A 26,080-nucleotide genomic window follows, 5' to 3' on the forward strand; every position below is an offset into this window, starting at 1 on the left:
ATCGGGGGACGCTCGGGCGTCGTGAATCGGGGATGCGCGTGAGTGGGCGGCGCGAGGGTGCGGCGCCAGGCGCCGCCGTCCGGATCAGCTAATTCGGTCGGTTGCCGACGTCGAGAAGCCGGTCGCGCGGCTGCCCGGCGCACGGTCGCGCTCGATGAAGTACGCGCGCGCGTTCGCGACGTCCAGTGCGATCGCGCGCGACAGCGCCTCGAGATCGTCGTACTTCGCCTCGTCACGCAGCTTCTTCAGGAATTCAACGCGGATCAGCTTGCCGTACGCGTCGCCGTGCCAGTCGAGCAGGTGGACTTCGAGCAGCACGCGGCCGGAATCGTCGACGGTCGGGCGCAGCCCGAGGCTCGCGACGCCCGGCAGCGGGTCGGGGCCGAGGCCGTGCACCTGCACGACGAAGATGCCCGCGAGCGCCGGCCGCTTGTGCGCGATCGGCAGGTTCAGCGTCGGGAAACCGAGGTCGCGGCCGAGCTTCAGCCCGTGCGCGACGTGGCCGCTGATCGCATAGCCGTGGCCCAGCGCCTGCGCAGCCGCGCCGAGATCGCCCGCGGCGAGCGCGGCGCGCACGCCCGAGCTCGAGATGCGCGTGCCGTCGCTGCCGGCGACCGTGCCCATCTGCTCGACCTCGAAGCCGTACTGTTCGCCGGCCGCCTTCAGCGTGTCGAAGGTGCCCGCGCGCTTCGCGCCGTAGCAGAAATCGTCGCCGACCATCATCCAGCGCGTGTGCAGCCCGTTCACCAGCGTGCGTTCGACGAACGCCTGCGGCGACTGGCTCGCGAAGGTGTGGTTGAAGTGCTCGACGACGACGCGGTCGACACCGTGATCGCGCAGCGCCTCGAGCTTGTCGCGCAGCATCGCGATGCGCGGCGGCGCGCCGGCCGGATTGAAGAATTCGCGCGGGTGCGGCTCGAACGTCATCACGCACACGGGCAGGCCGCGCGCGTCCGCTGCCGCGCGCACGCGCGCAAGCAGGGCCTGGTGGCCGCGATGGACACCGTCGAAGTTGCCGATCGTCAGCGCGCACGGGGCACGGCTCTCGGCGTTGGGCAGGCCGCGGAAGACTTTCACGATAGCGGATGCAGCGGTCGGGGAATGGGCGGTGGGATGCCGCAAAGCAGAAGATTATAAACGTTCGGGCGGCCCGGCGGCCGAGAAGGGGGGAAACGCGGGGGCGAATGGTAAAATTCGCGGATGAAAAAACTCGTGATCCTGATTTCCGGTCGCGGCAGCAACATGGAGGCCATCGTCCGCGCGTGCGCGCAGGAACGCTGGCCGGCCGAGGTCGCTGCCGTGATCGCCAACCGGCCCGACGCGGCCGGCCTGGCTTTTGCCGCGTCGCACGGGGTGGCGACCGCGGTGGTCGACCATCGCTCGTTCGACGGCCGCGACAGCTTCGACGCGGCGCTCGCCGCCGAGATTGACCGTTTCGCGCCTGATCTCGTCGTGCTCGCCGGCTTCATGCGCATCCTTACGCCCGATTTCGTCAGACGATATGAGGGCCGGCTGCTGAACATCCATCCGTCGTTGCTGCCGAGCTTCAAGGGCATCCACACGCACCAGCAGGCGCTGGATGCCGGCGTCGCGCTGCATGGCGCGAGCGTGCATTTCGTGATTCCCGAGCTCGACAGCGGCGCGATCGTCGCGCAGGGCGCGGTGCCCGTGCGCGCGGGCGACGACGCGGCCGCGCTCGCGCAGCGCGTGCTGACGGTCGAGCACGTGCTGTATCCGCGTGCGGTGCGCTGGTTCGTCGAGGGGCGCCTGCGCCTCGAGAACGGCCGGGCAGTGGTGCCGCCGGATGAGGCGCGCTGGATTTTCGCGGATCAACCGCATACCGAAACGAGCGAGGGCGTATGAAGCTGCACGGATTCCTGATTGGCCAGACCGAGACCTTGCTGGCCGAGGTGCTGAAGTTCACCGGCCCCGCCGACGCGACCACGAGCCGGTTCTTCCGCGCGCACCCGAAGCTCGGCCACGCCGAGCGCGGCGTGATCGCCGAGGCGGTGTTCGCGGTGCTGCGCCGGAAGATGGAGTTTTCGCACCTGGCCGAGAGTGGCACGGGCAGCCCCGCGCGGCGCCTGACGCTGCTCGGCCTGATGCAGACGCTCGGCCGCAATGCGCTGAAGCCGTTCGTGTCCGACACCGAGGCCGCGTGGCTCGAGCACGTGTCGAAGATCGATCCGGCGAGCCTGCCGGTGCGCGTGCGCACGAACCTGCCGGACTGGATCTACCAGGCGCTGTCGGCCCGTTTCGATGCCGAGGAACTCGCGCAGCTCGCCGCGGCGCTGAACTACCCGGCGCCGCTGGACCTGCGCGCCAACGCGCAGAAGGCCACGCGCGATCAGGTGATCGACGCGCTGCGCGCGAACGGCATCGACGCGGGCGAGACGCCGTTTGCGCCGCACGGCGTGCGCGTCGTCGGCAAGCCGGCGCTCACGCGCCTGAAGCTGTTCGAGGAAGGTCAGATCGAGGTGCAGGACGAGGGCAGCCAGCTGCTGTGCTCGCTGGTCGCGCCGCGACGTGGCGAGATGGTCGTCGATTTCTGCGCGGGCGCCGGCGGCAAGACGCTCGCGCTCGGCGCGATGATGCGCTCGACCGGGCGCCTGTATGCGTTCGACGTGTCGGAAAAGCGCCTCACGAAGCTGAAGCCGCGCCTCGCGCGCAGCGGGCTGTCGAACGTGAATCCGGTGCTGATCGACAGCGAGCACGACGCGAAGATCAAGCGGCTCGCCGGCAAGATCGACCGCGTGCTGGTCGACGCGCCGTGCAGCGGTCTCGGCACGCTGCGCCGCAACCCCGACCTCAAGTGGCGCCAGACGCGCACGTCGATCGAGGAACTCACGCCGAAGCAGGCGTCGATCCTCGCGAGCGCCGCGCGTCTCGTGAAGAAGGGCGGCCGGCTCGTGTACGCGACCTGCAGCGTGCTCGACGCGGAGAACGAAGCGATCGTCGAGCAGTTCCTGGCCGATCATCCGGACTTCGTGCTGGTGCCCGCGCAGAAGGTGCTGGCCGACCAGCGCATCGCGCTCGAGACCGGCGACTACCTGTCGCTGTGGCCGCACCGCCATGCGACCGACGGCTTCTTCGCCGCGGTGCTCGAACGGCGCGCGCAGTAACGGCAGGACCCACGGATGATGCAGAACCGCCTGCTGTCGCACCGGCTCGCGTCGGTAATCCGCGACTTCAACCAGCCCGTGATGATCTGGCAGGCAGCGATCCTCGTCGGCGCGCTGTGTTTCGCGTGGGTCGCCGCGCGCTTCGTGCACGGCCGCATCGACGCGCGCCGGCGCGCGGCCGGCCGGACGCCGGGTGCCGGTGCGCAAAGCCTGAAGCGCGCGCTGTTCCCGCTGTTCGGCGGCCTGTTCGTGCTGGCCGCGCAGCTTGGGTTCGACCCGTTCATGTCGACGTCGCTGCTGTCGCTCGCGCTTGTGCCGCTGTTCGGCATCGGGTTGATCTACGTACTGTTCTTCTTCGCGCGGCGCGTGTTTGCCCGTGACGGCCACACGCACGCGTGGCTTTCGATCGTCGAGAAGATCGTGTCGGTGATCGTGTGGGCGGCGATGGTGCTCACGGTGCTGGGGATCCAGCGCGACGTGATCGCGTGGCTCGACAGCGTGCAGTTCCGCGTCGCGAATGCGCACCTGACGCTGCTGTCGGTGATTTCCGGTGCGCTGTGGGTGTGCGTGACGCTGATGGTCGCGATGTGGCTCGGCTCCGTGTTCGAGGAGCGACTCGCGCGCGCCTCCACGCTCGACGCGAACCTGAAGGTCGTGCTGTCACGGGTCGGCCGCGCGCTGCTCGTGTTCGCGGCGATCCTGATCGGACTGTCGCTCGTCGGCATCGACGTGACGGTGCTCGGCGTGTTCGGCGGCGCGGTGGGCGTCGGCCTCGGCTTCGGGCTGCAGAAGATCGCCAGCAATTACGTGTCGGGCTTCATCATCCTGCTCGACCGCTCGTTGCGGCTCGGCGACGCGATCAGCGTCGGCGGGCTGCAGGGCGTCGTCACGCAGATTCGCACGCGTTACACCGTCGTGCGCGGCCTCGACGGCAACGAGACGCTGATCCCGAACGAGAAACTGATCACCGACGTCGTGCAGAACCAGTCGTCGTACCTGACGCGCGGCTACGCGAAGGTCGCCGTGCAGGTCGCCTATACCAGCGACGTCGAGCAGGCGCTCTCGGTGCTCGCGGAAGCCGCGAACGGCGTGCCGCGCGTGCTCGCGGAGCCGGCGCCGACCGCGTACCTGGTCAGCTTCGGCGCGGACGGGATCGATCTGGAGCTCGGTTTCTGGATCGAGGATTCGGCGAAAGGCACGTCGGGCGTGCGTTCGTCCGTGAACCGCAACATCTGGCGGCTTTTCGGCGAGCACGGAATCTCGATTCCGTTCCCGCAGCGCGAAGTGCGCGTGGTCGGCCTGCCCGACGGGTTTGCCGCGACCGGCGTGGTGGCCGAGGGCGTGCCCGTGGCGGCGGTCAACGGCGCGGGGGACGGGCGGGCGTCGGCGGCCTAGGCGCGAATCGGGCAATTCGGGCGGTCAGAACCGGAGCGCGGGGCTTTCCCGGTCCGCCGATGGACTGTCCGCGTTGCGTCAAGACAAGAAAATATTCATTTTTTACAAAGACTTGGAACGGTTGAAGTAAAATTCCGGTCTACACGCGGTATGCTTTCATTTTTATGACGTCGGCCTGCGCCGGCGTCGCTCTCACCACAGGTAACTGCCTTGTTGAATTCCCTGCTCGATTTTCTTTCCCACGGGCTCCTGCGCTTTTCGTGGTGGCAGGTCGCGCTGTTCGCGCTCGCCGTCACGCACGTCACGATCATCGGCGTGACGGTCTACCTGCACCGCTGCCAGGCGCACCGCGCGCTGGAGCTGCACCCGATCGCGAGCCACTTCTTCCGTGTCTGGCTGTGGATGACGACGGGCATGCTGACGGGCCAGTGGGCCGCGATCCATCGCAAGCACCATGCGAAATGCGAAACCGAGGAAGATCCGCACAGCCCGCAGACGCGCGGCATCTGGAAGGTGTTCCTCGAAGGCGCCGAGCTGTATCGCGCGGAAGCGAAGAACGAAGAAACGATGCGCAAGTTCAGCCACGGCACGCCGAATGACTGGATCGAGCGCAATCTGTACTCGAAGTACCCGATCCTTGGCGTGAGCCTGATGATGGTGATCGACGTCGCGCTGTTCGGCGTGCTCGGCCTGACCGTGTGGGCCGTGCAGATGGTCTGGATTCCGTTCTGGGCCGCGGGTGTCGTGAACGGGTTCGGCCACTTCTGGGGCTACCGCAACTTCAACTCGGCCGACGCGAGCACGAACCTGTTCCCGTGGGGCATCGTGATCGGCGGCGAAGAACTGCACAACAACCACCACACGTTCGCGACGTCGGCGAAGCTGTCGAACAAGTGGTACGAGTTCGATATCGGCTGGATGTATATCCGTATCATGTCGGCATTCGGTCTCGCGAAGGTGAAGAAGGTCGCCCCGACCCCGCGTCTGAACAAGCCGAAGACGGTGCTCGACCAGGAAACGCTGCAGGCCGTGCTGTCGAACCGCTACGAAGTGATGGCGCGCTACGGCAAGGCCGTGAAGCGTGCGTACCGCCAGGAGCTCGCGCACCTGAAGGAACTCGGTTCGAGCGAGAAGTACCAGCTGATGCGTGGCGCGCGCAAGTGGTTCCACAAGGATGCCGACGGCCTCGACGAGCCGCAGAAGAAGCTGCTGCCGGAGATTTTCGCGAACAGCCAGAAGCTGCATACGTACTTCCAGCTGCGCCAGGATCTGGCCGCGATCTGGGATCGTTCGACCGCCTCGCGCGAACAGCTGCTCGCGCAATTGCAGGATTGGTGCCATCGCGCGGAACAAAGCGGCATCAAGGCGCTGCAGGAATTCGCGACGCGCCTGCGTCGCTACGCCTGATTCGAAATCGATTAGAATCTCAGGACGTCACAAACCCCGCGTTGGCGGGGTTTTTTCATTTGGGCGGCTGGTTTTCGAAGGGCGACCGGAAGCGCCGGAATTCGTGTGAGGCTTGGGGCGCGGCGACGTGGCGCTCCGGGTGATAGCGTAGAGGATGGGGCTGGAGTGCGCGCTGAAGCGCTGACTCGGACCGACCGCGAAGCATGGGGCCCGAGTAAGTGCTAAAGGACTGACTCGGGCCGACCGCGAAGCATGGGACCCGAGTAAGTGCTAAAGGACTGACTCGGGCCGACCGCGAAGCATGGGACCCGAGTAAGTGCTGAAGCACTAACTCGGGCCGACAGGAGATATGGAGATGCAATCGACGATCAAATCCGTCGAGTACGACCGGCCGGTCTCGGCAGGAACCGTCTGTGGCGTCGGGCAAGCGTGGGCCAAGGTGCCCGATGCACCGTCGGCCGAAGAACGCGCCGCCCTGAAGGCGCGCATCAAGGCGCTGCTCGCACGTGAAAAGGCCGTGCTCGTCGCTCACTACTACGTGGATGCCGAGCTGCAGGAACTGGCCGACGAAACCGGCGGCTGCGTCGCCGATTCGCTTGAAATGGCCCGCTTCGGCCGCGACCACGACGCACAGACGCTCGTCGTCGCCGGCGTGCGCTTCATGGGCGAAACCGCCAAGATCCTGAGCCCCGGGAAACGCGTACTGATGCCCGATCTCGACGCGACCTGCTCGCTCGATCTCGGTTGCCCGGTCGACGAATTCTCCGCGTTCTGCGATGCGCATCCCGATCGCACCGTCGTCGTCTACGCAAACACCAGCGCCGCCGTGAAGGCGCGCGCCGACTGGATGGTCACGTCGTCGATCGGCCTCGAGATCGTCGCTGACCTGCACGCACGGGGCGAGAAGATCATCTGGGCACCCGATCGCCATCTCGGCAGCTACATCCAGAAGAAAACCGGCGCGGACATGCTGTTGTGGCAGGGTTCGTGCCTCGTCCACGACGAATTCAAGGGCATCGAGCTCGACCTGCTGCGCGCCGAGTATCCGGACGCGAAGGTGCTCGTGCATCCCGAGTCGCCGGAAAACGTCGTCGCGCAGGCGGACGTCGTCGGCTCGACGACGCAACTGATCGACGCAGCCGTGAAGTTCGACGCGACGCACTTCATCGTCGCGACCGACCTCGGCATCCTGCACAAAATGCAGCTCGCGGCACCCGGCAAGACCTTCATCGCCGCGCCGACGGCCGGCAACAGCGCGACCTGCAAGAGCTGCGCCCATTGCCCGTGGATGGCGATGAACGGTCTCGCGAACCTCGCCGACGTGCTCGAGCGCGGTCACAACGAGATCTTCGTCGATCCCGCGATCGGCGCGCGCGCGCGTCTGCCGATCGACCGGATGCTCGATTTCGCAGCGGCGCACAAGAAGCGCGTGCAGGCGAGCGGCGATCTGCAGCGCGATCAGCAACTGTTCGCGAACGTGGGGGCTGCATGAACGGCGCAGTTTCTCCACTGTTCGAAGCCGTGCGCGCACAATACGGCGCGGCATTCGACGAAGCGATCGCACGCAACGTCGCCGATGCGATCGCCGAAGACGTCGGCACCGGTGACCAGACCGGGCGGCTCGTGCCGGCCGGGGAGCGGCGCCGTGCGCGCATCATCGTGCGTGAGGAAGCAGTGTTGTGCGGCGTGCCGTGGTTCGAGGCCGTCATCTCGCGCATCGATCCGTCGATCGTCGTGCAGTGGCGGTTTCGCGAAGGCGACCGGATGACGCCGGATTCGACGGTCTGCGAACTCGAAGGACCGGCGCGCGCGCTGTTGACGGCCGAGCGCAACGGCCTGAACTTCCTGCAACTGCTGTCGGGCGTCGCGACCGCAACGCGTCGTTACGTCGATCGCGTCGAAGGCACGCGCGCGAAGATTCTCGATACGCGCAAGACGCTGCCGGGCCTGCGGCTCGCGCAGAAGTACGCGGTGCGGGTCGGCGGCGGCGAGAACCAGCGTCTCGCGCTGTACGACGGCATCCTGATCAAGGAAAACCACATTGCGGCAGCCGGCGGCGTCGGCGAAGCGCTCGATGCGGCGTTCGCCCTCGATTCAGGCGTGCCGGTGCAGGTCGAGGTCGAGACGCTTGCGCAGCTCGACACGGCGCTCGCGCATGGCGCGCAATCGGTGCTGCTCGACAACTTCACGCTCGACATGATGCGCGAAGCGGTGCGTGTCGCGGCTGACAAGGCCGTGCTCGAAGTGTCGGGCGGTGTCAATTTCGATACGGTGCGCACGTTCGCGGAGACGGGCGTCGACCGCATCTCGATCGGCGCGCTGACGAAGGACGTGCGCGCGACCGACTATTCGATGCGGATCGTCGACTGACCACGCGATAGTCCGTCTGACGAAAAAAGCCGCTGGCGCGCAAACGCCAGCGGCTTTTTTGTGGGCCTCAAGCCGGAAGGGTCTGCCGCTCAGCGGCGCGAGCGGGGCGTGAGCACGCTCGGCAGCGCCTTCGGCAGCGTGTGCGGCCAGTCGCGGCTGTAGTGCAGCCCGCGGCTTTCGCGGCGCGAGTACGCGCTCTTCACGATCAGTGTCGCGACGTCGACGAGATTGCGCAGTTCGAGCAGGTCGCGCGTCACGCGGAAGTTTGCGTAGTACTCGTGGATCTCGTCGCGCAGCAGCGACAAACGATGCTTCGCACGCTCGAGACGCTTGTCGGTGCGCACGATGCCGACGTAGTTCCACATCAGCCGGCGCAGTTCGTCCCAGTTGTGCGCGACGACGACTTCCTCGTCCGCATCCGACACGCGGCTTTCGTCCCATGCGGGCAGCGTGCCCGGCGTTTCGGCGTCGAAGCCGGCGGCCTCGATTGCCTCGGCCGCCGCGCGGCCGATCACGAGGCATTCGAGCAGCGAATTGCTCGCGAGCCGGTTCGCGCCGTGCAGCCCCGTGTACGACGTCTCGCCGACCGCATACAGGCCCGCGAGATCGGTGCGTCCGGCGAGGTCGGTGACGACGCCGCCGCACGTGTAGTGCGCGGCCGGCACGACCGGAATCGGCTGCTTCGCGATGTCGATGCCGAATTCAAGGCAGCGCGCGTGGATCGTCGGGAAGTGTTCGCGCAGGAATGCTTCCGGCTGATGGCTGATGTCGAGATACACGCAGTCGATCCCGCGCTTCTTGATCTCGAAGTCGATCGCGCGCGCGACGATGTCGCGCGGCGCGAGTTCCGCGCGCGGATCGTGCGCGGGCATGAAGCGCGTGCCATCCGGCAGTTTCAGCAGGCCGCCTTCGCCGCGCACGGCTTCCGAAATCAGGAACGATTTCGCGTACGGATGGAACAGGCAGGTCGGGTGGAACTGGATGAATTCCATGTTCGACACGCGGCAGCCCGCGCGCCACGCCATCGCGATGCCGTCGCCGGTCGCGGTGTCGGGGTTCGTCGTGTACAGGTAGACTTTGCCGGCGCCGCCGGTCGCGAGTACCGTGTGCGGCGCCTCGATCGTGATCGTGCGATCGTTGTCGACGTCGAGCGCATACAGCCCGTGACAGCGGCGACCGGGCAGCCCGAGCCGGTCCGACGTGATCAGGTCGATCGCATGGTGGTTTTCGAAGAACGTGATGTTCGGATGCTGGCGCGCGCGGTCGGACAGCGTCGCGAGCACCGCATGGCCGGTTGCGTCGGCCGCATGGATGATTCGGCGGTGACTATGGCCGCCTTCGCGCGTCAGATGGAAGCCGAGTTCGGCCGCATCGTCCTTCGTGAACGGCACGCCCTGCGAAATCAGCCATTCGATCGCTTCGCGGCCGTGCTCGACGATGTAGCGCGTCGCGCCTTCGTCGCACAGCCCGCCGCCGGCGACCAGCGTGTCGTCGACGTGGTTCTCGATGCTGTCCGCCGAATCGAGGACGGCCGCAATGCCGCCTTGCGCGTGATCGCTTGCCCCCTCCATCATCGAACGTTTAGCGATCAGCGCGACACGTCGCGTGCTGGCCAGGTTGAGTGCGACCGACAGCCCTGCCAGGCCGCTGCCGACGATCGCCACGTCGAATTTCATGCTGCATCTCCATCGTTACGCTTTAGCTCTTGTGCGTTCCGTCGGCCGTGGCCGGGGAAAGAGGAGAGCATACCGCGTCGGGCTCGCGCGTGCGCGCAAAACCCCACGCGTGCGCGCAAAACAAAAAGCCCCGCATGTGCGGGGCTTTTTGGTCGCCGTCAGGCTGGCAGAAACCGGAGATTACTTGATCTTGGTTTCTTTGTATTCCACATGCTTGCGGACGACGGGATCGAACTTCTTGATCGCCATCTTTTCCGGCATGTTGCGCTTGTTCTTCGTGGTCGTGTAGAAGTGACCCGTACCAGCGGTCGACTCCAGCTTGATCTTGTCGCGTGCGCCTTTTGCCATGATTGTGCTCCTTGGGCTTAGGCTTCGCCGCGTGCGCGCAGGTCAGCGAGCACGGAATCGATGCCGTTCTTGTCGATCAGGCGCAGGCCGGCGTTCGAGACGCGCAGGCGCACCCAGCGGTTTTCGCTCTCAACCCAGAACCGGCGGTTTTGCAGGTTCGGGAGGAAGCGGCGCTTCGTCTTGTTGTTGGCGTGGGAAACGTTGTTGCCGCTCATCGGCGCTTTCCCAGTTACTTGGCATACGCGTGCCATGAGAGCACTCCTAATACGCTAAATTCGGGGTTCGATCGCCGATGAAGGTTCCATCGTACCGCCACGTGATCCATGGCTGCACTCAGAACGCCGAAGCCTTTACAGACAAGGCCCTTCGATGGCTAGAACTGGTTGGAAAAAAGACAGACGACGATTCTAGCAGAAAAAGTTCAGAAAAATCAAACCCAATTTCGCTTCGTCGTTGCGGAGACCCCGGGGCGGGTCGCCGGGCCACAGTCTACAGCCAACCGGCGCGTGCGAACGAAAATGTATCGTCGGTGCCGACGACGACGTGATCGAGCAGCTTCGCGTCGACGAGCGTGAGCGCTTCGTGCAGCATGCGCGTCAGGCGGCGATCTTCCGCGCTGGGCTGCACCGCGCCGGACGGGTGATTGTGCGCGATGATCAGCGCGGCGGCATTCAGCATGAGCGCGCGCCGCACGATCTCGCGCGGATAGACGACCATCCGTGTCAGCGAGCCGCGTGCGCTCTCTTCAACGTCGATGAGGCCATGACGGGCGTCCAGGTACAGCGTGACGAATACTTCGTGCGGACGCGTGCCGATCCTGAGCCGCAGATAGTCCTCGACCGCGCCTGGCGAGCCGATCTGCATCCGCTCGCGGGCTTTCTCGGCGAGCGCGCGCTGAACGATCTCGGTCACCGCGATCAGCACCGCCGAGCGAGCGGGGCCGATGCCGGGGTGCATGGCGAACGCGCCGGGCTCCGCGTCGAGCATGTTGCGCAGCGAATCGCCGAAACGTGCGAGCAGCGCGCGGGCGCTGGCGAACACGTCGTGGCCGCCGCCGCCCGTGCCGAGCAGCAGCGCGATCAGCTCCGCGTCGGTCAGCGCGGCCGGCCCGCGTTCCAGCAACCGCTCGCGCGGCAGATGGGGTTTCCAGTTTCGCGGGCGGCGCGTGCGCGGCGGCGTGGCTGCGTCGATGCGGCGGGCCGGAGCGACGGGCGCATCGGCGATGTCGCGACATTCGGTCGCCGGGGCGGCGAGACAGGGTGACAGCATGATCCAGACTCCATTGGCGGCGTGCGCGGGCGCGATGTCGTCGCACTTTCAGCCTTGCGCGCTCAGGTGACTTACAATATTGGCTTTGCGCCGGGCCTTTCGGCCAGTTCGGGCGCCGACGAACACGAGTCATTCATGAGCATCATCGACCTATCCGAAGTGAAGCCCGGTTCCCATGTCACGCTGCATTACCGGCTTGCGTTGGCCGACGGCGCCGACATCGTCAACACCTTCTCCGACAAGCCCGCCACGCTGCTGCTCGGCGCGGGGCAACTGGCGCCCTCGCTGGAACAGATTCTGATCGGGCTCAGGGTGGGCGACCATTCGACTTATCAGCTAACGCCCGAGCAGGGGTTCGGTCCCCGCAATCCCGACATGCTCCAGCGCGTGACGCTGTCGACGCTGCGCGAGAACGGGATGGTCGGCGACGATTTCACGCCGGGCGACCTGATCGAGTTCAACGCGCCGGACGGCGGCCGCTATGCAGGGGTGCTGAAGGAAGTCAGCGAAACCTCGGCGCTGTTCGACTTCAATCATCCGCTCGCGGGCCAAGCGCTCACGTTCGAAGTGAAAATCATCGGAATCCTGTAATCATGAGCACCACCGATACGCTGTCCGGGCAGACCGTCGCCGCCGATGCCGAAATCCTGCTGGCCCAGCCGCGTGGCTTCTGCGCGGGCGTCGATCGTGCGATCGAGATCGTCGAGCGCGCGATCGCGATGCACGGTGCGCCGATCTACGTCCGTCACGAGATCGTCCACAACAAGTACGTGGTCGAGGATCTGAAGAAGAAAGGCGCGATCTTTGTCGAGGAACTCGAGGAAGTGCCGGCCGGCAACACCGTGATCTTCAGCGCGCACGGCGTGTCGAAGGCCGTGCGCGACGAGGCGGACGTGCGCGGGTTGCGCATTTACGACGCAACGTGCCCGCTCGTCACGAAGGTGCACGTCGAAGTGGCGAAGATGCGCCAGGACGGTGTCGACATCGTGATGATCGGCCACAAGGGCCACCCGGAAGTCGAAGGCACGATGGGGCAGGTCGAGCGCGGCATGCATCTCGTCGAAAGCGTCGAGGACGTGCAGAAGCTCGAGCTCGCCGATCCCGAGCGCATCGCACTCGTCACGCAGACGACGCTGTCCGTCGACGACGCCGCCGAGATCATCGGCGCGCTGAAGGCGAAGTATCCGAAGATTCGCGAACCGAAGAAACAGGACATCTGCTACGCGACGCAGAACCGCCAGGATGCGGTGAAGTTCATGGCGCCGCAGTGCGACGTCGTGATCGTCGTCGGCAGCCCGAACAGCTCGAATTCGAGCCGGCTGCGTGAAGTGGCCGAGAAGCGTGGCGTGGCCGCGTACATGGTCGACGCACCGGACCAGATCGATCCGGCATGGGTCGCCGGCAAGCGCCGCATCGGCGTGACGGCCGGGGCATCGGCGCCGGAAGTGCTCGCCCAGGCCGTGATCGCGCGGCTGCGCGAGTTGGGTGTGCGCAACGTCCGTGCACTCGAAGGCATCGAGGAAAACGTGTCGTTTCCGCTGCCGCGCGGGCTGAACCTGCCGCCTGCCGCCTGATTGCCGCATCGCACCCGCGATACCCCGAAGCGCGCCGTTTGGCGCGCTTTTTTTTGCGTTGCGAAAACGAGATCGCAACCATTATTCACATCAATGGTGCAACCCGGTTGCTATCGCCGCGCTGAACCGCCTCTCAAAATTGGTTGCAATGCAGGAAAACCCCATCGAATCAGGATTATTGGCGTCCTATAAATGGAGTTACAATGCGCCCGTTTTCAGGCCGGAATGGCTTTGAAATCGGGTTTTGGCAAGGCGCGGGAGACCTACTCGATGCATGTGAAGTTGGCTTACGCCATGTCCGTCGCCGCACCGGTTGCAATGACTGCCGGCTGCAGCAAAAAGAGCGACGACGAGGCGGGCAGGGACGCTGCGGCACGCGCAGCACTGGCAGCCAGCGACGTGCGCGCTGCCGGAACCGGTCGTGCGGTGCCATTGGTGTGCCGCATTGCGCAATCGGACAGTGACAAGGACTACGGGGCACGTTTGGCGATCGAGGAAATCAACGCGCAGGGCTCGAAGATCGGCATGCATTCGGTACGGCGGGCAGCACGCGCCGGCGCCGCCGCCATCGACCGGGCGACGGGCCTGCAGATTGTCCGACAACGAGCCGCGGACCGCGATGCGGCAACGGCAGGGCGCGTCGAACGACGGACGCCCGGGTTTCGGGGCAACGCAGGCGACGTGCAGATGTCACGGGTCCCCTTTCATTTCGATTCGACGAAACAGCGTGTCGCCGCGACCCATCGCGTCGCGGCGGGCGGTCTGCTTCGTTTCACGGATTCCGACGCAGTCCTGACGAGAGTCGGGCGCCACCTTCGCGATGCCGGTTCGGGCGCCGCGGGGGCGGCGGCGGACGGCCCGCTTGCAGCGCAGGCGACGGCGTCCGGCATCGGAGCGCAAACCCTTGGCGACAACGGCATGTGCGTCGCCAAGGTGGTCGAGCCCGCGGGCGACGCGGCGCGCAACCTGATCTGTCCGGATGCAGGGTTCGTCCCGGCCCGGACGGAAAAAGGCATGGCGTTCGGGAAACCGGACACCGGCCGTTGCGGCACGTGCCCTACGACTTCAAGGAGGCCAAGTACACCGTCCTCGATGTCGTGACGATTTAGCGACGGGACTCATGATGGCACCGAAACAGTGCGGTGCCGTTCTGTATCCGCTCCGGCGGCAGGTCCGGCCGTACAGGCCGGGCGGCGCGCGCCGGGACGATCCACCCTTACCGGTATCGACTAGTACCCGCAGTGTCGCCGAGAAGGCGCGATTCCTCGCTTACCCGCGGGGCGCAACGTCCTCCGGCAGCATGGGCCAAGGAGCTTTAAATGGATATTTTCATCCAGCAGATCCTCAACGGGCTGGTGCTCGGCAGTGTCTACGCCATCATCGCGTTGGGCTACACGATGGTGTACGGCATTCTCGGCATCATCAACTTCGCGCACGGCGACGTGCTGATGATCGGCGCGATGGTCGCCCTGTCGGCGATCACCGTGCTGCAGAACCACTTCCCCGGACTCGGCAACGTCGCGACGCTGACGATCGGCCTTGGCATCGCTGCGGTCGTCTGCGCATGCGTGGGCTACACGATCGAGCGTGTCGCGTACCGGCCGCTGCGCCGCGCGCCGCGTCTCGCCCCGCTGATCACCGCGATCGGCGTGTCGATCCTGCTGCAGACGGCCGCGATGATCATCTGGTCGCGCAACCCGCTGCCGTTCCCGCAATTGCTGCCGACCGATCCGATCAACGTGATCAAGGCGACCGACACGACGCCCGGCGCCGTGATCTCGGTGACTGAAATCGTGATCATCGCGGTGGCGTTCATCGTGATGGCAGGTCTCCTGCTGCTCGTGCACAAGACCAAGCTCGGCCGCGCGATGCGTGCGATCGCCGAAAGCCCGAACACCGCGAGCCTGATGGGCGTGAACCCGAACTTCGTGATCTCGGCGACGTTCATGATCGGCTCCGCGCTCGCCGCGCTGGCCGGCGTGATGATCGCGTCCGAATACGGCAACGTGCACTTCTACATGGGCTTCATCCCCGGCATGAAGGCGTTCACGGCGGCGGTGCTCGGCGGGATCGGCAACCTCGGCGGCGCGATGGTCGGCGGCGTGGTGCTCGGCCTGATCGAGCAGCTCGGCGCGGGCTACATCGGCAACCTCACGGGCGGCGTATTCGGCAGTAACTACCAGGACGTGTTCGCATTCATCGTGCTGATCATCGTGCTGGTGTTCCGTCCGTCGGGCCTGCTGGGCGAACGTGTCGCGGACCGCGCGTAACGGAAGGGGAGCAAACAACATGACATCCATTCAACCGATCGAATCCTCGACGTCGCTCGTCGAAGAACGCAACACGGCCAAGACCGTCATCATCGGCATCCTGACCGCGGCCTTCGTGATCGCGGCGCCGATCATCATCGGCTCGGCAGGCGGCAATTACTGGGTCCGCGTGCTCGACTTCGCGATGCTGTACGTGATGCTCGCGCTGGGGCTGAACGTGGTGGTCGGCTTCGCCGGCCTGCTCGACCTCGGCTACATCGCGTTCTACGCGGTGGGCGCGTACACGGCGGCACTGCTGAGCTCGCCGCACCTGACCTCGCAGTTCGAGTGGATCGCGGCGATCGCGCCGAACGGCCTGCACATCCCGTTCCTGATCATCGTGCCGATCGCGATGGCGCTGGCGGCGACCTTCGGGATCCTGCTCGGCGCGCCGACGCTGCGCCTGCGCGGCGACTACCTGGCGATCGTCACGCTCGGCTTCGGTGAAATCGTCCGGATCTTCATGAACAACCTCGACCGTCCGGTGAACATCACCAACGGCCCGAAGGGGATCACGGGCATCGATCCGGTGCACGTCGCCGGCTTCAACCTGTCGCAGACGCACTCGCTGTTCGGCTTCCAGCTGCCGTCGGTGTACATGTACTACTACCTGTTCGTGCTGTGCTCGCTGCTGGTGATCTGGGTGTGTACGCGCCTGCAGCACTCGCGTATCGGCCGCGCATGGGCCGCGATCCGCGAGGACGAAATCGCGGCGAAGGCGATGGGCATCAACACCCGTAACGTGAAGCTGCTCGCGTTCGCGATGGGCGCGTCGTTCGGCGGCCTGTCGGGCTCGATGTTCGGCGCGTTCCAGGGCTTCGTGTCGCCCGAGTCGTTCACGTTCTGGGAATCGATCGTCGTGCTCGCCTGCGTCGTGCTCGGCGGCATGGGCCACATCCCGGGCGTGATCCTGGGCGCGGTGCTGCTCGCGATCTTCCCGGAATTCCTGCGCTCGACGATGAGCCCGCTGCAGCATGCGATCTTCGGTCACGACATCGTCGATACCGAAGTGATCCGTCAGGCGCTGTACGGCCTCGCGATGGTCATCATCATGCTGTACCGCTCGGAAGGCCTGTGGCCGGCGCCGAAGCATGAGGACAAGATCGCGAAACTGGCGAAGCGCAACAGCAAGAAGCCGGTGCGCGCTTAACCAACGGACAAGGGGATATCACACATGAGCGACAAGCAAATCCGACTGTCCGTCAAAGGCGTGAACAAGCGCTTCGGCGGCTTGCAGGCACTGTCCGACGTCGGCCTCGAGATCAAGGAAGGCGAGATCTACGGCCTGATCGGCCCTAACGGCGCCGGCAAGACGACGTTCTTCAACGTGATCACCGGCCTTTACACGCCGGACTCCGGCGAGTTCAAGCTCGACGGCACGGAATACAAGCCGACCGCGGTGCACCAGGTCGCGAAGACGGGCATCGCGCGTACGTTCCAGAACATTCGACTGTTCGGCGGGATGACCGCGCTCGAGAACGTGATGGTGGGCCGCCACGTGCGGACCAAGCACGGGCTGCTCGGCGCGGTGTTCCAGACGCCGGCGGAACGCCAGGAAGAGCGTGAGATCAAGGAGCGCGCGATCGAGCTGCTCGAATACGTGGGCGTGCTGCAGTACGCGGACTACACGTCGCGCAACCTGTCGTACGGCCACCAGCGCCGGCTGGAAATCGCCCGCGCGCTGGCGACCGACCCGAAGCTGCTCGCGCTCGACGAGCCGGCGGCCGGGATGAACGCGACCGAGAAGGTCGAACTCACGCGCCTGCTCGACAAGATCCGCTCGGACGGCCGCACGATTCTCCTGATCGAGCACGACGTGAAGCTCGTGATGGGGCTGTGCAACCGGATGACGGTGCTCGATTACGGCAAGGTGATCGCCGAGGGTCTGCCGCAGGACGTGCAGAAGAATCCGAAGGTGATTGAGGCATATCTCGGCGCAGGGGTGCACTGATGGCAGCGGCAATGTTGAAAATCAAGGGCTTGCAGGTCAACTACGGCGGCATCCAGGCCGTCAAGGGCGTTGACATGGAAGTCCGCCAGGGCGAACTCGTGACGCTGATTGGCGCGAACGGTGCCGGCAAGACCACGACGATGAAGGCGATCACGGGTCTCAAGCCGTATTCGGCGGGTGACATCGAGTACGACGGCAAGTCGATCAAGGGCGTGCCGTCGCACGAACTGCTCAAACGTGGGCTCGCGATGGTGCCGGAAGGCCGCGGGATCTTCGCGCGGATGTCGATCATCGAGAACATGCAGATGGGCGCGTACCTGCGCAACGACAAGGAGCAGATCAAGAAGGACGTCGACCGGATGTTCGGCTTCTTCCCGCGTCTCAAGGAGCGTGCGACGCAGCTCGCGGGCACGCTGTCGGGCGGCGAGCAGCAGATGCTGGCGATGTCGCGCGCGATCCTGAGCAAGCCGAAGCTGCTGCTGCTCGACGAGCCGTCGATGGGGCTGTCGCCGATCATGGTCGAGAAGATCTTCGAAGTGGTTCGCGAGATCTCGAAGGAGGGCATCACGGTGCTGCTGGTCGAGCAGAACGCACGCCTCGCGCTGCAGGCGGCCGACCGCGGTTATGTGATGGACTCGGGTGTGGTCACGATGGAAGGCGATGCGAAGCAGATGCTCGACGATCCGAAGGTGCGGGCCGCGTATCTGGGTGAATGAGCGGGCCCGGTGTGGCGCGGCGGCGGATGCCGGCGTGCCGCACAAGGGCTTCGAAAGGCTGTCACGGGATGCCGTGACAGCTTTTTTTCGTGCGGCGCGCCCGGCGACGAACTGTGCGTGCGGATGCGACTCCATTCATTCGGCGGTGACGCCGACCATGCGGTGCGCGACTCGGTAGCAGGCCGTCCGCGACCGGCCGTCCGCAACCGGCCGTCCGCGACCGGCCGTCCGCAAACCGACACGCGGGCTGCGTAGCATGGTCGATCCATCGGGACACGGAGAGCACGCATGAGTCTGGACTACGGTTTCGTGAAGGCGAAGGTGACGTCGGTGGCGCAGCTGAAGGGCTCGCCGCACGGCGGCGAGATCCAGTATCACATCCACCTGACGCTCGCATTGCCGACCGGCGACTGGGACGTCGCGATCAACGTCGGCACCAACGACTCGGACGACCTGCTGAACTACAAGCTCGTCTACGATTTCCATCATCCGGTCACGGCGACGCTCGCGGCCGCGGCCGAAGGCTACAACGATCTCACCGGGCAAACCGCGCTGCCGGCGCTCGACTATCTGCGCAGCGACATCCTGAACGAGACCGGGGCATGGCGCGCGAGCGCCGTGATGGACGGCACCGAGAACGCGGAGCCGATCCCGTCTCTGCTGCGGCTCGTCAACGCCGCGCAGTCGCAGGGGCTCGACGTCGTCGTGTTCGGCCGCACGTATTCGGAAGGCAACGGCATCCACGACACGCACATGAACCAGGGTTCGACGGGCTCGAACTACCTGCACCGCGCGGGCGACGACCACAACGATCACAACGACGTGTGGCAGGACGGCGCACTGATCGTGCGCGTGAGCGAGACGCAATGGGCCGCGTATTTCGCGGCGTTCGAGCAGCAGGCCGTGCCGACCGACGCGCTCGGCAATCCGCTGCCGGACGCGGGGCCGATCACGCGCTGATGGGGGCTGATGGGGGCTGCCGGCGGCGTTAGGCGGCCGGCAGCGACTTGCCGAACGAGATGCGTTCCTCGACGCGATAGCCGAGCGCCGCATAGAAGCGGCACGCATCGTCGTTGCCAGGCAGCACCTGCAGATTGATCTTGAGGCAGCCGCGCGCGGCGAGCGCGCGTTCCGCATGCGCGATCAGCGCGCGGCCGATGCCGAGTCGCCGAGCATCGTTCGACACGCCGAACGAGTACAGCCAGCCGCGATGACCGTCGAAACCCGCCATCAGCGTGCCGACGACCCGCGCGCCGCTGGTCGCGACGAAGAACAGTTCCGGCTGCGTCGCGAGCTTCAGCTCGATCGATCGCAGCGGATCGCGGTGCGGCGGCGCGTCGGCTTCGTCGTAGTGCGGGAACGCGTCGCGCCAAACCGCGAGCACGGCATCGGTGTCGGCGCGTTCGAACGGGCGGATAGCAACAGCCTCGGCGGCGGCATCCATCGCGACGGTCTCCTCAGAGCGTGTCGAGGATCGACCGCAGCATCGCCATCATCTGGTCGATTTCCTCGGTCGTGACGTTCAGCGCGGGCATGAAGCGCAGCAGGTTCGGCCGCGCGGCGTTCAGCAGCAGGCCGTCGGGCTGCATGTCGCGCGCCTTCTCGACGATCTGCGGGCCGATATCCTTGCCGAGCAGCAGCGCGCGCAGCAGGCCTTCGCCGCGTTCGCCTTCGAAACCGCGCTCTTCCGACAGCTCGAGCAGCTTGCGCTTCAGGTATTCGCTGCGCTCACGCACGCCTTCGAGGAAACCGGGCGCGACGAGCTGCGAGATCACCGAATAGCCGACCGCCGTCATCAGCGGGTTGCCGTTGTAGGTGCCGCCCTGGTCGCCGGCCTCGAACACCGCGACGTCGGCCTTCGACAGCAGCGCGCCGAGCGGTGCGCCGCCGCCGATGCCCTTCGCGAGCGTCATGATGTCCGGCTCGATGCCCGACAGCTCGTACGCGAACAGCGTGCCCGCGCGGCCGCAGCCGCTCTGCACTTCGTCGACGATCAGCAGCAGGTCGTGCTGCTTCGTCAGCGCACGCAGCGCCTGCATGAATTCACGCGTCGCCGGAATCACGCCGCCTTCGCCCTGGATCGGCTCGAGCATCACCGCGACGGTCTTGTCGGTGATCAGCTTCTCGACCGAGTTGATGTCGTTCAGCTCGGCCTTCGGGAATCCCGGCACCTGCGGTGCGTAGATCGTGTCCCAGCCCGGCTTGCCGCTGGCCGACATCGTCGCGAGCGTGCGGCCGTGGAAGCTGTGGTCGAACGTGATGATCTCGTACGCGCCGTTCTTGAACTTGCGGCCCCACTTGCGCGCGAGCTTGATCGCGCCTTCGTTGGCTTCCGCGCCGCTGTTCGTGAAGAACACCTTGTCGAACACGCTGTGCTGCGTCAGCAGCCCCGCGAGCTTCGCCATCGGCTCGTTGTAGAACGCGGGCGACGGGTTCAGCAGCTTTTCCGCCTGCGTCTTCAGCGCTTCGACGATGCCGTCGTTGCAGTGGCCGAGGCTGTTGACGGCCCAGCCCTGAATGAAGTCCAGATAGCGCTTGCCCGTGTGATCGTAGAGCCACGAACCCTTGCCGTGCGTAAACACGATGTCGGGGCGGTTCGTGATGTACATCAGCGAGTCGATCGGGTAATCGTTCAGGGGCATGACAGCAGACTCCAGCGGACGTTGAAAGGGAAACGGGCAATAAAAAAGCCACGGGAGGCCGTGGCTGGTAGGTCGAACAGCTTGTGCGTAACCGGTGAAGCGGAGGAGGGTTACGCGCGAGTCCGTGACGAGCCGGCGGCATCCGGGCGGAGCGGCGAGCGGCGACGTCGGAGAGCGGACAGGAAGCGGTTCATGTGCGCAAGCATAAGGCATCCCGCGCCCCACTGTAAACCGCCGCGATGCCACGAATGTGTCACGGCGGCGCGCAGGAGGGGACGCGGGCGCGCCCGGTGTTCAGACCGGATGCGCGAGATCGGCGGCGCTCGTGAACGAGTCCGCGTAGAACTCGTCGGCCGGCAGCGCGTGGTGCTGGGTGAAGTCGCGCTGCGCGGATTCGACCATCACCGGCGCGCCGCATGCGTACACCTGGTGGCCCGACAGATCGGGCAGGTCCTCGATCACCGCGCGGTGGACGAAGCCGGTGCGCCCGGTCCACTGGTCGGCGTCGTCCGGCTCGGACAGCACCGGCACGTACTTGAAGTTCGGGATCTCGCGCGTCCATTGCTCGGCGAGCTCGCCGAGGTAGATGTCCTTCTTGCGGCGTGCGCCCCAATAGAGCGTCATCGGGCGCGTGATGCCCGAATGCCTGACGTGCTCGATGATCGCCTTGATCGGCGCGAAGCCGGTGCCGGACGCGAGCAGCACGATCGGCTTGTCGGAATCCTCGCGCAGGAAGAACGTGCCGAGCGGGCCTTCGAAGCGCAGGATGTCGCGCTCCTTCATCGCGCCGAACACGTGGTCGGTGAACTTGCCGCCCGGCATGTGGCGGATGTGCAGCTCGATCGGGCCTTCCTCGTGCGGCGCATTCGCCATCGAGTAGCTGCGGCGCGAGCCGTCCTTCAGGATGAACTCGACGTACTGGCCCGCGAGGTATTGCAGGCGCTCGTTGGCGGGCAACTGCAGCTTCACGACCATCACGTCGTCGGCGCGGCGCTCGAGCGCCGCGATCCGGCACGGCAGCTTCTTCACCTGCACGCCGTCGACGCCGGCGATTTCGCGCACGTCGATCTCGAGGTCGCATTGCGCCTTCGAACAGCAGAGCAGCGCGAGGCCGCGCGTGCGTTCGTCGTTGGACAGTGCCGACGCGGCGTGCGGGCCCTGTTCGATCTGGCCCGACACGATCTGGCCCTTGCAGGAGCCGCACGCGCCGTTCTTGCATCCGTACGGCAGATGGACGTTCTGGCGCAGCGCCGCCGCCAGCACGGTTTCGTCCGACTCGACCTGGAACTGCCGGCCGCTTTGCTTGAGAGTAACGTTGAATGCCATAGAACCAAATAGAACAAAATGTGGGGACCGTGCATGTCGGCACGGCAGCTACAATGCAAATCCGTTGCGCGCCGCGCAACGGTGGCTACTGATTTCGCAACCAACATGATCGCGACTCGAATCCTGCGCCGGCCGCGCGTACTGATCGTCGGCTGCGGCGACGTCGGCCTGCGCTGCGTCGCGCAATGGCGCGCCGCGCGCCGCAACCTGCGCATTGTCGCGCTGACGAGCCATCCGGGCCGCCGCGACGAATTGCGCGCGGCAGGCGCGACGCCGATCGTCGGCGACCTCGATCGCCGGGCGACGCTCGGACGTCTCGCGGGGCTCGCCCGCACGATCCTGCATCTCGCGCCGCCGCAATCCGACGGCCGCGACGATCGCCGCACCCGCGCGCTGATCGCCGCATTGTCCGTGCCTGCACGGCGGCCATCCGCACCGCCGGTGTCGTCGGTCGGCCGGCTCCGCACGCTGCGTGCCGCGACCCGACAGGCCGGCACGCCGGTGCGGGCAGCGCGTATTGTACCCGACGCCCTTCGCGCGCCGACGCTCGTCTACGCCAGCACGACGGGCGTATACGGCGATTGCGGCGGGGCGCGAATCGACGAAACGCAGCCGCTGCGCCCCGCGAATCCGCGCGCGTTCCGGCGCGTGTCGGCCGAGCGTCAGTTGCGAGCGGCGACGGTGCGCGGCGTGCTGTCCGCGCGCATCGTGCGCATTCCCGGCATCTATGCGGCGAACCGGCTGCCGCTCGCGCGGCTCGAGCGCGGCACACCGGCGCTCGACGCGGCCGACGACGTCTACACGAACCATATCCACGCGGACGATCTCGCGGCGATCCTGCGGCGCGCGGCCGTGCGCGGCAAGCCGGCGCGCGCCGTGCACGCGTCGGACGACAGCGAACTGCGGATGGGAGAGTATTTCGACCGGGTCGCGCAGGCGTTCGGCCTGCCGCTGCCGCCGCGGATCAGTCGCGCGGACGCCGAGCATCGGCTCGAGCCGACGCTCCTGTCGTTCATGCGCGAGTCGCGGCGCCTGTCCAATGCGCGGCTCAAGGCCGAATTGTGCGTGACGTTGCGCTATCCGACCGTAGACGAATTCCTTCAAACGGTCGCGCCGCGCGGCGCGTCAGGTCAGCGCCGGTAACGCCTCGATCAGCAGGAAGCACAGCAACGCGCCGATCAGCGCGCCGATCAGGTTCGGATGATACTTGTGCTTCATGTGCATCGTGGCCAGCAGCCCGCCGATCACGATGGCACCCACGATCGCGAACGCGATCGTTACGTACGACAGTTCGAAAGAATGGTTGATGTTCATGATGTCTCCCCTGCATCGCTGCTCGTACAGCTTGTGATTTCAGTATAGCGGGGGATCGTGCGGCCGCGACGCGGCCGGACACCGAACGGTCGTGCGGATTTTCCCTTACAGGGTTTTGACGGAATGGCGCAGTGCTGAAAGGTCGTCTTCCCCGAGCCAGCGCCATGCGCCGGGCGCCAGGTCGTCCGGCAGCGTGAAGCCGCCGATGCTTTCGCGGTGCAGCGCCTCGACGCGGTTGCTGGCCGCGGCGACCATGCGTTTCACTTGATGATATTTGCCTTCGAGGACGGTCAGCGCGAGCGCGTGCGTGTCGCGCGCGTCGGCGGCGACCGCCGCGATCGGCTTCGGCTCGCCGTGGAGCTGCACGCCGGCGCGCAGCGCGTCCAGCTGGGCGTCGTCGAGCGGGTGGCGCACGGTCGCGACGTAGGTCTTCGGCACCTTGCGCTTCGGCGACGTGTACGCGTGCACGAACTGGCCGTCGTCGGACAGCAGCAGCAGGCCCGTCGTGTCCTGGTCGAGGCGGCCGACGCACTGCACGCCGCGTGCGACGAGCGGCGCGGGCAGCAGGCTGAACACGCTCGCATGGTGTTGCGGCTCGCGCGAGCACTCGTAGCCGGCCGGCTTGTTGAGCGCGATATACGCGCGGGCGTGGAACGGCCAGGCGGTGTCGTCGACCGTGAATACGAGGCCGTCGGTGTCGAACGACGCGTCGGGGTCGGTCGCGCTCGCGCCCGCGACGGTGACGCGGCCCGTTTCGATCAGTCCGCGGCACTGGCGGCGCGAGCCGAAGCCCTGCGTGTAGAGAATGCTTTCGAGATCCATAGCGCGCGCATTCTATCAAGCGGCGGGCCGGCGCCGGCACGAACCCGCCCGCGCTGGTAAGCTGCGGAGCGCCGCGCGCGACGCGGCGCACGTTCCTTCTTCACGGAAAGACGGTGTCAGCGTGAAGTAGCGCCAGGGCGGCGGCCGGTCCGTGCGAGGGCTGCCACCGTTCTCATCCGACACGGAGTTTGCCGCATGAATCCGACGACGCTCGATGCACTCGCCGATTTTCCCCGCCAGCTCGAAGCCCATTTCGCCGCCGTGCCGGACGGCTATGCACGCTGGACCCCCGACGACTGGAACGGCATCCCGAGCGAGCACTTCTCGCCGCTTGGGCAACTCTGCCACGTGCGCGACATCGAGATCGACGGCTACCACGTGCGGTTGAGGCGGATGCTCGATGAGGATCATCCGCTGCTCGTGTCGGTTGACGGCGAGGCGCTCGCGATCGAGCGCCGCTATGACGCCGCGTACGCATCCGACGTGCTCGCGGCGATTCGCGACGCGCGGCGCGAGACGCTCGACCTCGTGTCGCGCCTGACACCCGAGCAGCTTGCTCGCACCGGCGAGTTCGAAGGCTATGGCGCGCTGACCGTGCGCGGCTTGGTTCATTATCTGTGCAGCCACGACCAGCAGCATCTGGCCGGGATGCAGTGGCTGCTCGGCAAGATCGACGCGGCGCTTTACGCACGCTGACTCGCGCGTGGGCGGTGGCCGTGCGACGTGTCGCGTCCAGCAGATTTCGCCGCCCCTGTCGGTGGGGCAGCCCACCATTCCGGATGCCTGATTGGATCGTTTCTCTGGATAATCCATCCAGCCATGCCCGGCTGACCGGCGCGTCGCGCGTGCCTACACTCCTAGCTTCATTCAACGCAAAAAGGAGTCAACCGTGGCTACTCACACGCTCGCAGACAAGGTCGTCCTGATCGCCGGTGGCGCCAAGAATCTCGGCGGCTTGATCGCCCGGGATCTGGCCGGCCACGGCGCGAAGGCGGTGGCGATTCACTACAACAGCGCGGCGTCGCAGGCGCAGGCCGAAGAGACGGCCGCCGCCGTGCGCGCGGCCGGCGCGCAAGCCGCGACGTTCCAGGCCGACCTGACGACGGCCGCCGCGGTGGAGAAGCTGTTCGGCGACGCGAAGCAGCGCTTCGGCAAGATCGACATCGCGATCAATACCGTCGGCAAGGTGTTGAAGAAGCCGATCACCGAAATCTCCGAGGCCGAATACGACGAGATGTTCGCGGTAAACAGCAAGTCCGCATTCTTCTTCATCAAGGAAGCGGGGCGGCATCTCGAGGATCACGGCAAGCTCGTCACGCTCGTGACGTCGCTGCTCGGCGCGTTCACGCCGTTCTACGCGGCCTACGAAGGATCGAAGGCACCCGTCGAGCACTTCACGCGCGCGGCATCGAAAGAATATGGCGCGCGCGGCATCTCGGTGACGGCGGTTGGGCCGGGCCCGATGGACACGCCGTTCTTCTACCCGGCCGAAGGCGCCGACGCGGTCGCGTATCACAAAACGGCGGCTGCGCTGTCGTCGTTCAGCAAGACGGGCCTCACCGATATCGAGGACGTCGTGCCGTTCATCCGCCATCTCGTGACCGACGGCTGGTGGATCACCGGCCAGACGATCCTGATCAACGGCGGCTATACGACCAAGTAACGGGCCGTGCCGGCGGTCGTCGCGTGCGCGCGGCGATCCGCAATGGACCGTTTGCATGGACAATGGGCGGGCGCGCGGGCACAAGGCCGCGCGCCCGTTTTTTCTGTGCCGCCGGGATCGGCCGCGACGCGCGGCGCTTGCCGGTGACGGTCGTCCGAACCCACGTTTTCCGCCCG

At 66.3% G+C, this 26,080-nt stretch carries 26 protein-coding genes and 1 pseudogene; 17 read left to right on the top strand and 10 right to left on the bottom strand.

The annotated features are described in order from the left end of the window. Positions 1-84: 84 nt before the first annotated feature. Positions 85-1,077, bottom strand: a complete 993-nt coding sequence (locus DIE11_RS03580) for a bifunctional riboflavin kinase/FAD synthetase (protein WP_059603965.1) — start codon at positions 1,075-1,077, stop codon at positions 85-87. Between the two features lie 123 nt (positions 1,078-1,200). Here DIE11_RS03580 and purN point away from each other — a divergent pair, with 123 nt between their 5' ends. The 6 genes from purN (at position 1,201) to nadC (ending at position 8,294) form a co-directional block, all read left to right on the top strand. Next, entirely contained in the window at positions 1,201-1,863 is a 663-nt protein-coding gene (gene purN, locus DIE11_RS03585; RefSeq protein ID WP_059603964.1) for a phosphoribosylglycinamide formyltransferase, read from the top strand. Beyond that, the gene (locus DIE11_RS03590) at positions 1,860-3,122 is read left to right on the top strand and encodes an RsmB/NOP family class I SAM-dependent RNA methyltransferase (RefSeq protein ID WP_124621548.1); all 1,263 of its coding nucleotides are present in this window, start codon (positions 1,860-1,862) and stop codon (positions 3,120-3,122) included. Before purN ends, DIE11_RS03590 begins: the two co-directional genes overlap by 4 nt. An 18-nt stretch (positions 3,123-3,140) precedes the next feature. Further along, entirely contained in the window at positions 3,141-4,517 is a 1,377-nt protein-coding gene (locus DIE11_RS03595) for a mechanosensitive ion channel family protein (protein ID WP_124621680.1), read from the top strand. Between the two features lie 210 nt (positions 4,518-4,727). Next, complete coding sequence (locus DIE11_RS03600) at positions 4,728-5,924, top strand: acyl-CoA desaturase (protein WP_059468287.1); 1,197 nt, start codon at positions 4,728-4,730, stop codon at positions 5,922-5,924. Between the two features lie 355 nt (positions 5,925-6,279). Further along, positions 6,280-7,416 carry a quinolinate synthase NadA gene (nadA, locus tag DIE11_RS03610; protein WP_059511738.1) on the top strand — a complete coding sequence of 379 codons (1,137 nt, stop codon included), beginning with the start codon at positions 6,280-6,282 and terminating at the stop codon, positions 7,414-7,416. Beyond that, on the top strand, positions 7,413-8,294 hold the full coding sequence (nadC, locus tag DIE11_RS03615; RefSeq protein WP_124621550.1) for a carboxylating nicotinate-nucleotide diphosphorylase: 882 nt from the start codon (positions 7,413-7,415) through the stop codon (positions 8,292-8,294). The genes nadA and nadC overlap by 4 nt, the downstream gene beginning before the upstream one ends. An 89-nt stretch (positions 8,295-8,383) precedes the next feature. Here the strand turns inward: nadC and nadB are convergent, their stop codons facing one another. The 4 genes from nadB to radC all read right to left on the bottom strand — a co-directional run bounded on the left by nadB (position 8,384) and on the right by radC (position 11,587). After that, on the bottom strand, positions 8,384-9,970 hold the full coding sequence (nadB, locus tag DIE11_RS03620) for an L-aspartate oxidase (RefSeq protein WP_059603954.1): 1,587 nt from the start codon (positions 9,968-9,970) through the stop codon (positions 8,384-8,386). Positions 9,971-10,150: 180 nt separating this feature from the next. Beyond that, positions 10,151-10,318: a 50S ribosomal protein L33 gene (rpmG, locus tag DIE11_RS03625; protein WP_006478046.1), complete on the bottom strand. Its 168-nt coding sequence runs from the start codon at positions 10,316-10,318 to the stop codon at positions 10,151-10,153. A 17-nt stretch (positions 10,319-10,335) separates the two neighbouring features. Further along, on the bottom strand, positions 10,336-10,569 hold the full coding sequence (rpmB, locus tag DIE11_RS03630; protein WP_004186391.1) for a 50S ribosomal protein L28: 234 nt from the start codon (positions 10,567-10,569) through the stop codon (positions 10,336-10,338). 238 nt (positions 10,570-10,807) lie between these two features. Beyond that, on the bottom strand, positions 10,808-11,587 hold the full coding sequence (radC, locus tag DIE11_RS03635) for a RadC family protein (RefSeq protein ID WP_124621552.1): 780 nt from the start codon (positions 11,585-11,587) through the stop codon (positions 10,808-10,810). Between the two features lie 135 nt (positions 11,588-11,722). On the opposite strand from radC, the gene DIE11_RS03645 reads away from it, so the two are divergent. From DIE11_RS03645 to DIE11_RS03680, 8 genes and pseudogenes are all read left to right on the top strand, one after another. Continuing rightward, a complete protein-coding gene (locus tag DIE11_RS03645) occupies positions 11,723-12,178 on the top strand; it encodes a peptidylprolyl isomerase (protein WP_059468284.1) in 456 nt (151 codons plus the stop codon). A gap of 2 nt (positions 12,179-12,180) precedes the next feature. After that, on the top strand, positions 12,181-13,161 hold the full coding sequence (ispH, locus tag DIE11_RS03650) for a 4-hydroxy-3-methylbut-2-enyl diphosphate reductase (protein ID WP_059603948.1): 981 nt from the start codon (positions 12,181-12,183) through the stop codon (positions 13,159-13,161). Between the two features lie 270 nt (positions 13,162-13,431). After that, positions 13,432-14,270 (top strand): annotated as a pseudogene (locus tag DIE11_RS03655) (branched-chain amino acid ABC transporter). 210 nt (positions 14,271-14,480) lie between these two features. Next, positions 14,481-15,431, top strand: coding sequence for a branched-chain amino acid ABC transporter permease (locus DIE11_RS03660; protein ID WP_059468282.1), 951 nt, complete (start codon positions 14,481-14,483; stop codon positions 15,429-15,431). A 19-nt stretch (positions 15,432-15,450) separates the two neighbouring features. Beyond that, a complete protein-coding gene (locus DIE11_RS03665; RefSeq protein ID WP_124621554.1) occupies positions 15,451-16,620 on the top strand; it encodes an ABC transporter permease subunit in 1,170 nt (389 codons plus the stop codon). 24 nt (positions 16,621-16,644) lie between these two features. Beyond that, a complete protein-coding gene (locus DIE11_RS03670; RefSeq protein WP_011352945.1) occupies positions 16,645-17,421 on the top strand; it encodes an ABC transporter ATP-binding protein in 777 nt (258 codons plus the stop codon). Continuing rightward, positions 17,421-18,137, top strand: a complete 717-nt coding sequence (locus tag DIE11_RS03675) for an ABC transporter ATP-binding protein (protein WP_059603937.1) — start codon at positions 17,421-17,423, stop codon at positions 18,135-18,137. The genes DIE11_RS03670 and DIE11_RS03675 overlap by 1 nt, the downstream gene beginning before the upstream one ends. 288 nt (positions 18,138-18,425) lie before the next feature. Beyond that, entirely contained in the window at positions 18,426-19,097 is a 672-nt protein-coding gene (locus tag DIE11_RS03680) for a DUF2278 family protein (protein ID WP_059603934.1), read from the top strand. Positions 19,098-19,125: 28 nt separating this feature from the next. Here the strand turns inward: DIE11_RS03680 and DIE11_RS03685 are convergent, their stop codons facing one another. From DIE11_RS03685 to DIE11_RS03695, 3 genes are all read right to left on the bottom strand, one after another. Next, positions 19,126-19,581 (bottom strand): GNAT family acetyltransferase, encoded by a 456-nt coding sequence (locus tag DIE11_RS03685; protein WP_124621556.1) that lies wholly within the window; start codon positions 19,579-19,581, stop codon positions 19,126-19,128. Positions 19,582-19,594: 13 nt separating this feature from the next. Further along, positions 19,595-20,779: an acetylornithine transaminase gene (locus tag DIE11_RS03690; protein ID WP_124621558.1), complete on the bottom strand. Its 1,185-nt coding sequence runs from the start codon at positions 20,777-20,779 to the stop codon at positions 19,595-19,597. Between the two features lie 294 nt (positions 20,780-21,073). Beyond that, positions 21,074-22,105: a CDP-6-deoxy-delta-3,4-glucoseen reductase gene (locus tag DIE11_RS03695; RefSeq protein ID WP_124621560.1), complete on the bottom strand. Its 1,032-nt coding sequence runs from the start codon at positions 22,103-22,105 to the stop codon at positions 21,074-21,076. A 105-nt stretch (positions 22,106-22,210) separates the two neighbouring features. Between DIE11_RS03695 and DIE11_RS03700 the strand changes: the two genes are divergently transcribed. Further along, on the top strand, positions 22,211-23,248 hold the full coding sequence (locus DIE11_RS03700; RefSeq protein ID WP_124621562.1) for an NAD-dependent epimerase/dehydratase family protein: 1,038 nt from the start codon (positions 22,211-22,213) through the stop codon (positions 23,246-23,248). Here DIE11_RS03700 and DIE11_RS03705 read toward each other — a convergent pair. Together DIE11_RS03705 and DIE11_RS03710 are read right to left on the bottom strand one after the other, a co-directional pair. Continuing rightward, positions 23,231-23,419, bottom strand: coding sequence for a hypothetical protein (locus DIE11_RS03705; RefSeq protein ID WP_059682071.1), 189 nt, complete (start codon positions 23,417-23,419; stop codon positions 23,231-23,233). The two genes, DIE11_RS03700 and DIE11_RS03705, sit on opposite strands and share 18 nt — an antisense overlap. A 105-nt stretch (positions 23,420-23,524) precedes the next feature. Further along, positions 23,525-24,241: a pseudouridine synthase gene (locus DIE11_RS03710; RefSeq protein WP_124621564.1), complete on the bottom strand. Its 717-nt coding sequence runs from the start codon at positions 24,239-24,241 to the stop codon at positions 23,525-23,527. Between the two features lie 195 nt (positions 24,242-24,436). On the opposite strand from DIE11_RS03710, the gene DIE11_RS03715 reads away from it, so the two are divergent. Together DIE11_RS03715 and DIE11_RS03720 are read left to right on the top strand one after the other, a co-directional pair. Then, entirely contained in the window at positions 24,437-24,937 is a 501-nt protein-coding gene (locus tag DIE11_RS03715) for a DinB family protein (protein ID WP_124621566.1), read from the top strand. A 193-nt stretch (positions 24,938-25,130) separates the two neighbouring features. After that, a complete protein-coding gene (locus DIE11_RS03720; RefSeq protein WP_124621568.1) occupies positions 25,131-25,904 on the top strand; it encodes an SDR family oxidoreductase in 774 nt (257 codons plus the stop codon). The last annotated feature ends 176 nt before the right edge of the window (positions 25,905-26,080 follow it).

The organism is Burkholderia sp. Bp9012 (assembly GCF_003853825.1).
GTDB lineage: Bacteria > Pseudomonadota > Gammaproteobacteria > Burkholderiales > Burkholderiaceae > Burkholderia > Burkholderia diffusa.

Excerpts from the sequence above, each read along its gene's own strand:
- purN (WP_059603964.1), top strand. The coding sequence starts at position 1,201 with ATGAAAAAACTCGTGATCCTGATTTCCGGTCGCGGCAGCAACATGGAG.
- DIE11_RS03590 (WP_124621548.1), top strand. The coding sequence starts at position 1,860 with ATGAAGCTGCACGGATTCCTGATTGGCCAGACCGAGACCTTGCTGGCC.
- DIE11_RS03595 (WP_124621680.1), top strand. The coding sequence starts at position 3,141 with ATGCAGAACCGCCTGCTGTCGCACCGGCTCGCGTCGGTAATCCGCGAC.
- nadA (WP_059511738.1), top strand. The coding sequence starts at position 6,280 with ATGCAATCGACGATCAAATCCGTCGAGTACGACCGGCCGGTCTCGGCA.
- nadC (WP_124621550.1), top strand. The coding sequence starts at position 7,413 with ATGAACGGCGCAGTTTCTCCACTGTTCGAAGCCGTGCGCGCACAATAC.
- nadB (WP_059603954.1), bottom strand. The coding sequence starts at position 9,970 with ATGAAATTCGACGTGGCGATCGTCGGCAGCGGCCTGGCAGGGCTGTCG.
- rpmG (WP_006478046.1), bottom strand. The coding sequence starts at position 10,318 with ATGGCAAAAGGCGCACGCGACAAGATCAAGCTGGAGTCGACCGCTGGT.
- rpmB (WP_004186391.1), bottom strand. The coding sequence starts at position 10,569 with ATGGCACGCGTATGCCAAGTAACTGGGAAAGCGCCGATGAGCGGCAAC.
- radC (WP_124621552.1), bottom strand. The coding sequence starts at position 11,587 with ATGCTGTCACCCTGTCTCGCCGCCCCGGCGACCGAATGTCGCGACATC.
- DIE11_RS03645 (WP_059468284.1), top strand. The coding sequence starts at position 11,723 with ATGAGCATCATCGACCTATCCGAAGTGAAGCCCGGTTCCCATGTCACG.
- ispH (WP_059603948.1), top strand. The coding sequence starts at position 12,181 with ATGAGCACCACCGATACGCTGTCCGGGCAGACCGTCGCCGCCGATGCC.
- DIE11_RS03660 (WP_059468282.1), top strand. The coding sequence starts at position 14,481 with ATGGATATTTTCATCCAGCAGATCCTCAACGGGCTGGTGCTCGGCAGT.
- DIE11_RS03665 (WP_124621554.1), top strand. The coding sequence starts at position 15,451 with ATGACATCCATTCAACCGATCGAATCCTCGACGTCGCTCGTCGAAGAA.
- DIE11_RS03670 (WP_011352945.1), top strand. The coding sequence starts at position 16,645 with ATGAGCGACAAGCAAATCCGACTGTCCGTCAAAGGCGTGAACAAGCGC.
- DIE11_RS03675 (WP_059603937.1), top strand. The coding sequence starts at position 17,421 with ATGGCAGCGGCAATGTTGAAAATCAAGGGCTTGCAGGTCAACTACGGC.
- DIE11_RS03680 (WP_059603934.1), top strand. The coding sequence starts at position 18,426 with ATGAGTCTGGACTACGGTTTCGTGAAGGCGAAGGTGACGTCGGTGGCG.
- DIE11_RS03685 (WP_124621556.1), bottom strand. The coding sequence starts at position 19,581 with ATGGATGCCGCCGCCGAGGCTGTTGCTATCCGCCCGTTCGAACGCGCC.
- DIE11_RS03690 (WP_124621558.1), bottom strand. The coding sequence starts at position 20,779 with ATGCCCCTGAACGATTACCCGATCGACTCGCTGATGTACATCACGAAC.
- DIE11_RS03695 (WP_124621560.1), bottom strand. The coding sequence starts at position 22,105 with ATGGCATTCAACGTTACTCTCAAGCAAAGCGGCCGGCAGTTCCAGGTC.
- DIE11_RS03700 (WP_124621562.1), top strand. The coding sequence starts at position 22,211 with ATGATCGCGACTCGAATCCTGCGCCGGCCGCGCGTACTGATCGTCGGC.
- DIE11_RS03705 (WP_059682071.1), bottom strand. The coding sequence starts at position 23,419 with ATGAACATCAACCATTCTTTCGAACTGTCGTACGTAACGATCGCGTTC.
- DIE11_RS03710 (WP_124621564.1), bottom strand. The coding sequence starts at position 24,241 with ATGGATCTCGAAAGCATTCTCTACACGCAGGGCTTCGGCTCGCGCCGC.
- DIE11_RS03715 (WP_124621566.1), top strand. The coding sequence starts at position 24,437 with ATGAATCCGACGACGCTCGATGCACTCGCCGATTTTCCCCGCCAGCTC.